We start from the raw sequence: 12,711 nt of genomic DNA, 5'->3' as shown, positions 1-12,711 counted from the left end.
CACCGAGTCCTTTTGATGAATGTGTCGGCAACGTGCTCGGTCAGGCCAGGCCGAGTTCTCTGTCGATGAAGGCGAGGACGTCGTCCGCCGAGGCGGATTCGAGCTGGTCGCGGACGTTTTCGCCGGTTCCCTGGAGGTCGGTGAGCCTGCCGACCAGGGTCTGGAGCCGCGAGGTGATGCGGCTGGCGCGGATCTGCTCGATGTCCAGGGAGGCGGCGAGTTTCTCGAAGCGGTCCAGTTCGGTCAGGACGTCGGCCGGGCCCGCGTCGCCGTCCTGGAACAGCTCGGTGTGCAGGAACGCAGCGAGCGCGGCGGGGGTCGCGTAGTCGAAGACCATGGTGCTGGGGAGGTTCGCGCCGGTCGCCTCGCTGAGCCGGGCGCGCAGTTCGACCGCGGCGACGGAGTCGAAGCCGAGGTCCTCGAAGGCGCGGGTCGGTTCGAGCTCCGCCGGGGAGTCGTAGCCGAGCAGCGCGGCGACCTTGCCGCGGACCAGGTCGAGCAGGGCGCGGGTGCGTTCCGCCGCCGGCTTGCCGGCCAGTTCGGCCACCAGGGCGGTGCCGCCGCCGGCCGCTGCCGGGGCGGCGGCTGCGTCGAGGATCGCACGTACGTCGGGCAGTGCGTCCAGCAGCGGGCGGGGCCGGGCCAACGTGTACGTCGGGACGAAGCGTTCCCAGTCGAACTCGGCGACCACGAGGTGGCTTTCGTCGTGCTCGACGACCTGGCGCAGGGCGCCGACCGCGATGGAGGGCTTCATGGCGGGCGCGCCGATGCGGCGCATCATGGCGCTCAGCTCGGCGTCGACCATGCCGCCGTCCCAGGAGCTCCAGGCCACGGAGGTCACCGTGCGGCCCTGGGCGCGCCGCCGGTGCGCGAGGCCGTCGAGGTGGGCGTTGGCCGCGGCGTAGGCGCTCTGTCCGGCGCTGCCCCACACGGCGGCGCCGGAGGAGAAGAGGACGAACGCGTCCAGCGGCCGGTCGGCGAGCAGTTCGTCGAGGAGGACGGCTCCGGCGACCTTGGCGTGGCCCACCTCGGCGAACTCTTCGAGGGTGAGGTCGGCGAGCGGGGCGATGCGCTGCATCGCCCCGGCGGCGTGGACGACGGCGGTGAGCGGCTGGTCCTCGGGTACGGAGTCCAGGACGCGGGTCAGGGAGGCCCGGTCGGTGACGTCGCAGGCCTCGATGGTCACGCGGGCACCGAGGGCGGCCAGTTCGGCCACCAGTTCGTCCGTGCCGGCGGCGGCGCTGCCGCGGCGGCTGGTCAGTAGGAGGTGCTGCGCCCCTTCGGCGGCGAACGTGCGGGCCACGTGGGCGCCGAGGCCGCCGGTTCCGCCCGTGATGAGGACGGTGCCGTGCGGCTGCCACGTGCGCCGGGGTGCCCGGCCGGCGAGGGGGGCGCGCACGAGGCGGCGTACGAAGACGCCCTGCGGGCGGATCGCGACCGCGTCCTCGCCCGAGGCGCCGGTGAGCAGGGAGCACAGGTGCCGTGCGCTGCCCGCGTCGAGGTCGGCGGGCAGGTCGACGATGCCGCCCCAGGTCTGCGGGAGGTCGAGGGCGAGGCCGCCGGCCAGACCCCACAGGGGGGTCTGTGCGACGTCCGTGACCTCGTGGGAGCCGGCCACGGCCGCCGCCCCGGAGGTGGCCACCCACAGGGGGGCGGTGAGGTGGGCGTCGCCGTGCGCCTGCACCAGGGTGATCGTGGCCGCCAGGCCCCGGGTGAGGGTGGGGTGCGTGGGGTGGGGCCGCTGGTCGAGGGAGAGCAGCGACAGCACCCCGGCTGCGGTGTGCGTGCGGAGGGTGTCGGCGAGGCGGGCGCGGTCCTGCCCGTCCACCTCGATGGTCTCGGTGGTGGCGCCGCCGTCGGCGAGGGCGGTGAGCACGGCCGTGACCCGCGGGTCGGCGGCCGATTCGGGGCTCACGGCGACGAGCCAGGTGCCGCTCGGGGCCGCGGTGGGCGGGCCGTTCTGGGCGGGTTGCCAGACCACGCGGTAACGCCACGAGTCGAGGGTGTACGCGTCGTGGTGGCGACGGCGCCACTTCGACAGGGCCGGCAGCACTTCGTGCAGCGGTTCGGCGCCGATGTCGAGCCGGTCGGCCAGCGTGTCGACGTCGGCGTGTTCGACGGCCTCCCAGAAGGCGGTGTCGGCCGGGTCGGCCGCGGTGGTGGCGGGGCCGGCGGCGAGGAGGCCGGGGGTGGCCGGGACGCTGTCGGCCCAGAAGCTGCGGTGCTGGAAGGCGTACGTCGGCAGCGCCAGTCGGCGGGCCGGGCGGTCGGCGAAGAGGGCCTGCCAGTCCAGGGTGGCGCCGCGGGCGAACGCCCGGGCGACGGCGGCCAGCAGCGTGCGCTCCTCGTCGCGTCCGCGGCGCAGGGCGGGGGCGACGACGGCGGCTCCGGCCGTCAGCGAGTCGCCGGCCATCGGGGTGAGCGCGGCGTCGGGGCCCAGTTCGAGGAAGATGCGGACGCCGTCGGCTTCGAGGGAGCGCAGGGCGTCGCCGAAGCGGACCGCTTCGCGGACGTGGCGCACCCAGTAGTCGGCGCTCTGCAGTTCGCCGGGCTCGGCCGGCCTGCCCGTCAGGTTCGACACGACGGGGATGCGGGCCTCGTGCCAAGTCACGCTCTGCGCGACCTGTCGGAAGTCCTCCAGCATGGGGTCCATGAGCGGCGAGTGGAAGGCGTGGGAGACCCGCAGTTCCTTGGTCTTGCGGCCCTCGCGTGCGAAGTGGGCGGCGAGCGCGCGGACCGTGTCCTGCTCCCCGGAGACGACCACGGAGCGGGGGCCGTTGATCGCGGCGATGCCGACGCGTTCGGTGAGGTGGGGGCGGACCTCCTCCTCGGTGGCCTGGACGGCCGCCATGGCCCCGCCCGCGGGCAGGGCCTGCATGAGGCGACCGCGGGCGGTGACCAGGCGGGCGGCGTCGGCGAGGTCGAGGACGCCGGCGGCGTGGGCCGCGGTGATCTCGCCGATGGAGTGCCCGGCGAGCAGGTCCGGGCGCAGGCCCCAGGACCGGACGAGCCGGAACAGGGCCGTCTCGACGGCGAAGAGCGCGGGCTGGGCGTAGGCGGTGCGGTTCAGCAGGTCCTCGTCGGCGCCCCACATCACGTCCTTCAGCGGGGTGTCGAGGTGCGCGTCGACGGCGGCAGCGGCCTCGTCGAGGGCCTGCGCGAAGGCCGGGAAGGCGGCGTGCAGTGCGCGTCCCATGCCCAGGCGCTGGGCGCCCTGGCCGGAGAAGAGGAAGGCGGTACGGACGTCGGGTTCGGCGAGGTCCCGGGCGGCGCCGCCCGGGACCTCGCCCTCCGCGAGGGCGGTGAGCCCGCGGACCAGCTCCTCGCGGTCCGCGGCGAGGAGGACGGCCCGCTGCTCCAGCGCCGCGCGGGTGGTGGCCAGCGAGAAGCCGAGGTCGCGTACGGGTGTCGCGTCGCCGGACGCGTCCCGGGCGGCCAGGTGGTCCAGCAGGTTGGCGGCCTGGGCTCGCAGGGCGTCGGCGGTCTTCGCCGACAGCGGCAGGAGCGCCGGGGTCGCGGCGTCCGGGGCGGCGCCGGCGGCGTCCTGCGCGGAGCCGTCCAGCGCGGGGGCGGTGTCCTCGGACGGGGTGGGGTCCTCGGCGGGGGCGGACTCGATGATGACGTGCGCGTTGGTACCGCTGAGGCCGAAGGCGGAGACGGCGGCCCGCCGCGGACGTCCGTGGTCGGGCCAGGCGACGGCCTCGGTGAGCAGCCTGATGTTGCCGGCCGACCAGTCCACCTTGGGGGTCGGCTCGTCGACGTGCAGGGTCTTGGGCAGGATGCCGTGGCGGATCGCCTCGACCATCTTGATGACGCCGCCGACTCCGGCGGCGGCCTGCGCGTGGCCGATGTTCGACTTGATGGAGCCCAGCCACAGCGGCCGGTCCGCCGGGCGGCCCTTGCCGTAGGTGGCCAGCAGCGCCTGCGCCTCGATCGGGTCGCCCAGGGTGGTGCCCGTACCGTGCGCCTCTACGGCGTCTACCTGGTCGGCGGTGAGCTGCGCGCCGGCCAGGGCCTGCTCGATCAGCCGCTGCTGGGAGGGGCCGTTGGGGGCGGTGATGCCGTTGGACGCGCCGTCCTGGTTGATGGCGCTGCCGCGGACGACGGCGAGCACGGGGTGGCCGTTGCGCCGGGCGTCGGAGAGCCGTTCGACGACGAGCATGCCGACGCCCTCGCCCCAGCCGGTGCCGTCTGCGCCCGCGGCGAAGGACTTGCAGCGGCCGTTGGGGGCGAGGCCGCGTTCCTGGCTGAAGCCGACGAAGGAGGTGGGCGTCGCCATCACGGTCACGCCGCCGGCCAGGGCGAGGCTGCATTCGCCTGCGCGCAGGGCCTTGATCGCCCAGTGGAGGGCGACCAGCGACGAGGAGCAGGCCGTGTCCACGGTGACCGCGGGGCCCTCCAGGCCGAGGGTGTAGGAGATCCGGCCGGAGGCGATGCTGCCGAGGCCGCCGATCCCGCCGTCGGAGGGGTAGTCGTGGTAGACGACGCCCGCGTAGACGCCGGTGCGGCTGCCGCGCAGGGAGAGCGGGTCGATGGTGGCGCGTTCGAGGGCTTCCCAAGAGGTCTCCAGCAGCAGGCGCTGTTGGGGGTCGGTCTCCCGCGCCTCCTTGGGGCTGATCTTGAAGAAGTCGGCGTCGAAGCGGTCGGCGTCGTGCAGGAAGCCGCCTTCGCGGGCGTACGACTTCCCGGGCGTCCCCGGCTCCGGGTCGTACAGCCCGTCGACGTCCCAGCCGCGGTTGAGGGGGAAGCCGGTGATGCCGTCGCTGCCGGAGGCCACCAACTCCCACAGGTCCTCGGGGGAGACGATCCCGCCGGGGTAGCGGCAGCTCATCCCGACGATCGCGATCGGCTCGTGCTCGCGGGCCTCGGCCTCCCGCAGGCGCCTCTTGGCGCTCTGCAGGTCGGCGGTGGCGCGCTTGAGGTAGTCGCGGAGCTTGTCCTGGTCAGGCATCTGAAGTCAACCAATCTGAAGCCAACTGTGGATCGCGGCGGTTGGGGTCGTGGCGGGTCAGAGCCCGAGCTCCCGGTCCAGTGCCTCGAACAGTTCGTCGTCGGTGACCGCCTCGAAGTCCTGCTCCAGGTCGGTCGGTTCGGTGGTGCGCGTGTCCTGCCAGCGGCGCAGTACCGCTTCGAGCCGGGCGGTGATCCGGGCCGGGTCGGCGGCGTCGCCGGCGACGGCCGCGAGGGCCGCGTCCAACTGGTCCAAGGCCGCGCCCAGGGCCTGGGTTCCGTCGTTGTCGTCGGGCTGGATCGCGGAGCCCAGGTAGCCGGCCACGGCCCGCGAGGTCGGGAAGTCGAACGCGAGGCTCGCCGGGAGCGCCAGCCCGGTGGCCGTGCCCAGTCGGCTGCGCAGTTCGACCACGGCCAGCGAGTCGAAGCCGAGCTCCTGGAAGGACTGGTCGGCGGCCACGGCGTCGGCCGCCGCGTGGCCGAGCAGTCCGGAGACGTGCGTGCGCACCACGTCCAGGAGCACCCGGTCGCGGTCCTCCGCGTCCAGGCCGGTCAGCCGGCGCCGCAGCTGGTCGGCCTCGTCGGCGCCGCCGCGGCCCTGCCGGCCGCCGGGGGTCCGTACGAACCCGGACAGCACGGCCGGCACCCGGACGGTGGCCGAGCGCAGGGTCGCCCGGTCGAGGTCGAGGGCGACCAGGTCCGCCCCGTCGGTGCGCAGCGCGTCGTCGAGCAGGGCCGGTCCGCGGTCGGCGGGCAGGGCGGGCAGACCGAGCGAGGCCAGCAGGTTCCGCTGGTCCGCGGGCTCGGCGGCGCTCTCCCACGGCCCGAGGGCGAGGGCGGTGGCGGCGAGTCCGAGGGTGCGGCGGTGCCGGGCGAGCGCGGCGAGGAACGTGGCCGCGGCGGCCCGGGCGGCCCGTCCGGCGCCGTGCATCAGCCCGGCGGAGGAGGACAGCAGCAGGAAAGTCGCGAGGCGGTCGTCCCGGGTGAGCTCGTGCAGGTTCCAGGCCGCGTCGACGGTGCGTCGCAGCACGGCGTCCAGGTCGCTGCCGGTTGCGGGGTCGGCGAGGGCGGCGGCGGCCGGCGCGTCGGTGTCGGCGTGCACCACCGCGACGAGCGGGTGCTCGGCGGGGATACCGGACAGCAGGGCCGCCAGGGCCGTGCGGTCCGCGGGGTCGCAGTCGGCGACCACCGTCCGCACCTGGAGGTCCGCCAAGTCTGCGAGGTCCGCCGGGAGGTCCGCGTCGTGCGGCTCCGCGCCCGCGGCGCCCGGAGTACGGGTCAGCAGCAGGCGGGTGACGCCGTACTCGGTCACCAGGCGGCGTGCCGCGGCGGCGCCGGCGGCGCTCGTGGCGCCGACGACCAGGGCCGTGCCGGCCGCCGGCGACGGCCCGTCGCCCTGCGGGGCGGGCGCCTTGACCAGCCGGGGCACGAGGACGGTGCCGGCGCGGATCGCGAACTCGGTGAGGCCGCTGCCGAGGGCCGCGGGCAGCGCCTGCCGGGAGGCCTCGGTGTCGTCGAGGTCGGCCAGGACGAACCGGCCCGGGTGCTCGCTCTGGGCGGCCCGTACCAGACCCCAGACCGGGGCCTGGGCGAGGTCGACGCCCTGGTCGTCGCGGACCGCGACGGCGCCGCGGGTGACGATGGTCAAGGGCGCGGTGGACGGCTGTTCCTCGGAGAGCCACTGCGTCAGCCGGGTCAGCGTCGCCCGGGCCACGGCGCCGGCCCGGGCGGCCGGGTCGACCCCGGCTCCGGGCCCGGACCGGGCGGACCCGTCGGGTGCCGGGCACTCGAACAGGGCGAGGGCCTCCTGCGGTACGGCGGCGCCGGTGGGGGCCTGGCTCCAGGTCACCCGGTACAGGGCTCCGGCCGCCTCGCCGGTGCGCAGTTCGTCCGCCGATACGGTCCGCTGGGTGACGGCGCCCGCCGACAGGACGGGACGGCCGTTCTCGTCGGCCGCTTCGAGGGTGAGCGTGCCCTGTGGGTCCTGGGTGAGCCGGACCCGGAGGGCGGTGGCGCCCGTCCGGTGCACCTGGACGTCGGACCAGGAGGCCGTGGCCACCGGGGACCCGACCGCCGGGTCGGTGCCCGGGGTGTCGAGGCGGTCGAGGCGGTCGAGGTGCAGGGCGGCGTCGAGCAGTCCGGGATGCACCACGAAACGGTCGGCCACGCCGTCGCCGGAGCCTTCGGCGCCGGGCAGGGCGATCTCGGCGAACAGTTCGTCGCCGCGCCGCCAGGCCGCGCGAAGGCCCTGGAAGACGGGGCCGTACCCGTAGCCGCGGGCGAGCAGCCGCTCGTAGGCGTCGGCCACCGCGACCGGGGCGGCGCCTGCCGGCGGCCAGACCGACAGGTCGGCGGGAGCGGCGGCCCCTGCGGTGCGCTCGGTGAGGGTGCCTTCGGCGTGCAGGGTCCACGCGGCGTCCTGGCCGGCGTCGCCTTCCGCGGTGCGGGAGTACACGCTCACCGTGCGGTGGGCGTCCTCCCCGGGCGCCCCCACCACCACGTGGAGGGGGACACCGCCCTGTTCGGGCAACGGCAGCGGGGCGTGCAGCGTCAGACCGGCCAGCCGCTCGCAGCCGAACTCGGCCCCGGCGCGCAGGGCCAGTTCCACGAATCCGGTGGCCGGGAAGACCACCGTGCCCAGCAGGTCGTGGTCCTCCAGCCAGGGCTGGGCGGACCGCGCCGGGCGGCCGGTGAAGGTGCCCCCGCCCGTGCCGGGCGCGGGGACGACCGCGCTCAGCAGCGGGTGGTCCACGGCGTCGAGGCCGAGCGAACCGACGTCCCCGGCGTGGCGCTCGTCGAGGGCCCAGAAGCGGTCGCGCCGGAAGGCGTACGTCGGCAGGTCGATCCGCTGTGCGCCGCTGCCGGCGAAGAAGCCGTGCCAGTCGACCGGGACGCCGTGGGTGTGGGCCCGGGCCACGGCGATCACGAGGGTGTGCTCCTCGTCGCGGTCGCGACGCGACAGGGCGAGGAACGTCGCGCCCGTGGAGTCGGCGTCGGCGAGGCAGGCGGGCCCGAGGCCCGCGAGGACGGCGTCCGGGCCGACCTCGACGAAGGCGGTGGCACCGGCGTCGGCGAGGGCCCGCACGCCGTCGCAGAAGCGGACGGCCTGGCGGACGTGGCGGACCCAGTACTGCGGGTCGGCGATCTCCTCGGCGGTCATGATCCGACCGGTCACGTTCGAGACGAGCGGGACCTGCGGCCGGGCCACGGACAGTTCGGCGGCGACGGCGCCGAACTCGGCGAGCATCGGGTCCATCAGCGGCGAGTGGAAGGCGTGCGAGACACGCAGCCGGGAGGTCTTGCGGCCCTGGGCGGTGAAGTGGTCCGCGATCGCGCGGACGGCGTCCTCGGCGCCCGATACGACCACCGAGCGGGGGCCGTTGACCGCGCCGATGCTCACCGCGTCGGTCAGTAGCGGCAGGACCTCGTCCTCGGACGCCTCGACGGCCATCATGGCGCCGCCCGCCGGCAGGGCCTGCATCAGCCGGCCCCGGGCGGCCACCAGCTTCGCCGCGTCGGCCAGGGACAGTGCGCCGGACACGTGGGCGGCGACCAGTTCACCGATGGAGTGGCCGGCGAGGAAGTCCGGCCGGACACCCCAGGACTCCAGGAGCCGGAAGAGGGCGACTTCGAAGGCGAACAGCCCGGTCTGGGTGTAGACCGTGCGGCTGAGCTGCTCCTTCGCGTCCTCGCCCCAGACGACCTCGCGCAGGGGCCGGTCCAGGTGCCGGTCCAGCTCTGCCGTGGCGGCGTCGAAGGCTTCGGCGAACACCGGGTGGGCGGCGTGCAGTTCACGACCCATGCCGGGGCGCTGGGCGCCCTGCCCGGAGAACAGGAAGGCCGTGAGGGCGCCGGTACGGGCCCGGACGGCGGGCACGGCGGCGGGGGCTCCGTCCGCGAGCGCGGCCAGGGCCCGACGCGCCTGCTCGGGGTCGGTCGCGATCAGCGCGGCCCGGTGTTCCATGGCGGTGCGGGCCGTGGCCAGCGAGTAGCCGACGTCGTGCAGGGTCGCGGAGGGCCGGGCGTCCAAGTGCATCAGCAGGCGGCGGGCCTGGCGCTCCAGACCCTCGGCGTCCCGCGCGGACAGCAGCCACGGCACCGGACGGGGCGGGGCGGACTCCTGTACGGCGGCGACGTGCGCGGCGGACGCGGCGAGTGCCTCCGGCGCCTCGGGCGTCGCGGGGGTCGCGGGGGTCGCGGGGGCGTCGAGTACCGCGGGGGCTTCCAGGATGACGTGCGCGTTGGTGCCGCTGATGCCGAACGACGACACGGCGGCCCGGCGCGGTCGGTCCGACACGGGCCACGCGCGCGCCTCGTCGAGCAGCCGGACCGCGCCCGCCTCCCAGTCGACCTGGGGCGACGGCTCGTCCAGGTGCAGCGACTTCGGCATGACGCCGGCCCGGAGCGCCTGCACCATCTTGATCACTCCGGCGACGCCGGCGGCGGCCTGCGTGTGCCCGATGTTCGACTTGACGGACCCCAGCCACAGCGGTTCCGCGTCGCCGCGGTCCTGGCCGTACGTCGCGAGCAGTGCCTGCGCCTCGATGGGGTCGCCGAGGGTGGTGCCCGTACCGTGCGCCTCGACCAGGTCGACGTCGGCGGCCGACAGACCCGCGTTGGCGAGAGCCTGGCGGATGACCCGCTGCTGGGAGGGGCCGTTCGGCGCCATCAGCCCGTTGCTCGCGCCGTCCTGGTTGACGGCGCTGCCGCGCAGGACGGCGAGGACCCGGTGGCCGTTGCGGCGCGCGTCGGAGAGCCGCTCGACGACGAGGACACCGACGCCCTCGGACCATGCGGCGCCGTCGGCCGCGGCGGAGAACGACTTGCACCGGCCGTCCTTGGACAGGCCGCGCTGCCGCGAGAACTCCACGAACGTCTCCGTGGACGACATCACGGTCACGCCGCCGACGAGTGCCAGCGGGCATTCGCCGGAGCGCAGCGCCTGCGCCGCCAGGTGCAGGGCGACGAGCGAGGAGGAGCAGGCGGTGTCGACGGTCACGGACGGGCCTTCGAGGCCGAACGTGTAGGAGACGCGGCCCGAACCGAGCGAGCCGGCGGCGCTGTTGCCCGTGTAGTCGTGGTACATGATGCCGGCGAACACGCCGGTCGACGTGCCCTTCAGCGAGGTCTGGTCGATCGCCGCGCGCTCCAGTGCCTCCCATGCGACCTCCAGCAGCAGCCGGTGCTGCGGGTCCGTCGTCAGGGCGTCGTTGGGGCTCATGCCGAAGAAGGCGGGGTCGAACTCGTCGGCGTCGTGCAGGAAGCCGCCGTGGCGCACGTACACCTTGCCGGGGGTGCCCGGCTCGGGGTCGTACAGCCCGTCGAGGTCCCAGCCGCGGTTGACCGGGAACTCGGTGATCGCGTCGACCCCGTCCTCGACGAGGCTCCACAGCTCCTCGGGGGAGCGGACGCCGCCCGGGTAGCGGCACGCCATGCCGACGATGACGATCGGGTCGTCGTCGGCCGCCGTACCGGCCGTCCCCGCTGCGGTCGAGGTGCCCGCAGCGGCGGCGGACCCCGCGAGGAGCGCGTCGAGGTGCTCGGCGACCGCCTGGGCGCTGGGGTGGTCGAAGACGAGCGTCGGGGTCAGCCGCAACCCGGTCGCGGTGGTGAGTTGGTTGCGCAGTTCCAGCGCGGTGAGCGAGTCGAAGCCCAGCTCGTTGAAGGCGCGGTCCGGCCGGACCTCGACCGTGGAGGCGTGCCCCAGGATCGACGCCACTTGCGTACGGACGAGCTCCAGCAGGGCGCGGCGCCGCTCCTTGTCCGGCAGCGCGGCGAGCTCCTGGCCCGGCGTGGCGGTACGGTCGCCGGCGCGGGCCGCGGAGCGGGCCCTGCGGCGGACCAGGGCGGAGAACTGCGCGGGCAGCTCGTCCGCGGCGCGCAGGGCGGCGAGGTCGAGCGCGAGCGGCAGGAGCACGGGGTCGGCCGACGTGGTGGCGGCCTCGAAGAGGGCCAGTCCGTCGGCGGCGGAGAGCGCACCGATCCCGGAGCGGCGCATGCGCTGGAGGTCGGTGGCGTTCAGTTCCTCGGCCATGCCGTCGCCGCTGACCGAGCCGCCGTCGCCCTCGGTGGCCCACAGGCCCCAGGCCAACGACTGGCCGGGCAGCCCCTGTGCGCGGCGGTGGGCGGCGAGGGCGTCCAGGAAGGCGTTGCCCGCGGCGTAGTTGCCCTGACCGGGGTTGCCGAGGACGCCGGCGACCGAGGAGAACAGCACGAAGGCGGACAGGTCCTGGTCCCGCGTCAGCTGGTGGAGGTTCCAGGCGGCGTCGACCTTGGGGCGCAGCGCCTCGTCCAGCAGGGCCGGAGTGAGCGAGCCGATGGTGACGTCGCCGAGGACTCCGGCGAGGTGGACCACCGCGGACACCGGGTGCCGGGCGAGCAGGTCGCGCGCCGCGTCCGGGTCCGCCAGGTCGCAGGCGCTGAGGGTGACGTCGGCGCCCAGTTCGGTGAGTTCCGCGTGCAGGGCGGCGGCGCCGGGGGCCTGCGGGCCGCGGCGGCTGACCAGCAGGAGCTGGCGGGCTCCATGCTCGGTCACGAGGTGGCGGGCCACCAGGCGTCCCAGCGTGCCGGTGCCACCGGCAAGGAGGACGGCGCCGGGGGCGTCGAAGCGGAGCGCTTCCTTAGCCGCGGCGCCGGCCGGAGCAAGGGCCGCAGCGCCGGCCGGGGCGCCGGTGGTCGCGACGGCCGTCGCGCGGACCAGCCGCGGGGCGAGCAGCGCACCGCCGCGGACGACGACCTCGGGCTCGGCCGGGGCCAGGATCACGGTCGGGTCCACCGCGGTCTGCGCGGAGCCGGGTTCGAGGTCCGCGAGCACGATCCGGCCGGGGTTCTCGGCTTGGGCAGACCGCATCAGGCCCCGTACCGCCGCACCGGCCAGGTCCGTGACGGTCTCCCCGGGCGCGGCGACCGCGCCGCGGGTGACCACGAGCAGGCGGGACTCGGCGAACCGCTCGTCCGCGAGCCACTCCTGTACGACGCCCAGGGCGCGGGCCGTGGCCGCGTGCACCAGCGCGGGGGTGTCGCCGTCCGCCTCGCCGTCCGGGCCGACGGCCGGCGACGAGCCGTCGAAGACCAGGACGTCCGGCGCGGGCCGGGTGCGGTCGTCCGCCTCCCACGATCCCCAGGTCAGCGGGGCGGGGGCGGCGGCAGCAACGGGCACCGGCTGCAGCTCGACGGTGAACAGCGCCCCGTCCGGGGCGTGAGCGGTGGCCGCGGCGGGCACGGCGGCGGGCCGCGAGACCAGCGACTCGACGGAGAAGACCGGCAGGCCGTCCGCGTCGGCGCCGTCGAGCGTGATGCTGTCCGTGCCGGAGGGCGCGATCCGCACCCGCAGCTGCGTCGCGCCGACGGCGTGGAAGCGCACGCCCTTCCAGGCGAACGGCAGCAGGACGCCGGAATCGCCGTCCGGTCCCTCGTCCAGCAGCGAGCCGTGCAGGGCCGCGTCGAGGAGGGCGGGGTGGAGTCCGAAGAGGGTGGCGTCCTCGTGGGCCTGCTCGGGCAGTTCGACCTCGGCGAAGACCACGTCGTCTTGGCGCCAGGCGGCCTTGAGCCCCTGGAACACCGGCCCGTAGTGATATCCGCGCCCCTGGAGCAGCTCGTACGCGTCGCCCACGGGCACCTCAGTGGCGCCGGCCGGCGGCCAGGCGGTGAGGTCGGCGTTGACGGTGGCGGGTGCGGCGGTGAGGAGGCCTTCGGCGTGCAGCAGCCACGGGGTGTCGGGGAGGGTGTCCTGGGGCCGGGAGTGGATGAGTACGGTCCGCC

At 75.6% G+C, this 12,711-nt stretch carries 2 protein-coding genes; both read right to left on the bottom strand.

The window, feature by feature from the left end; translation table 11 throughout:
* Positions 1-40: 40 nt before the first annotated feature.
* Positions 41-4,951, bottom strand: a complete 4,911-nt coding sequence (locus ABZZ20_RS34865; RefSeq protein WP_356876692.1) for a type I polyketide synthase — start codon at positions 4,949-4,951, stop codon at positions 41-43.
* Between the two features lie 57 nt (positions 4,952-5,008).
* Positions 5,009-12,711: SDR family NAD(P)-dependent oxidoreductase (locus ABZZ20_RS34860; protein ID WP_356876690.1), on the bottom strand; the 7,703-nt coding region annotated here is incomplete at its 5' end.

This window comes from Streptomyces sp. NPDC006430 (genome assembly GCF_040612395.1).
In the GTDB taxonomy this organism is placed as follows: domain Bacteria; phylum Actinomycetota; class Actinomycetes; order Streptomycetales; family Streptomycetaceae; genus Streptomyces.
The sequence above is the reverse complement of the archived record's forward strand: the minus strand, read 5'-3'. Positions and strand labels throughout refer to the sequence as shown.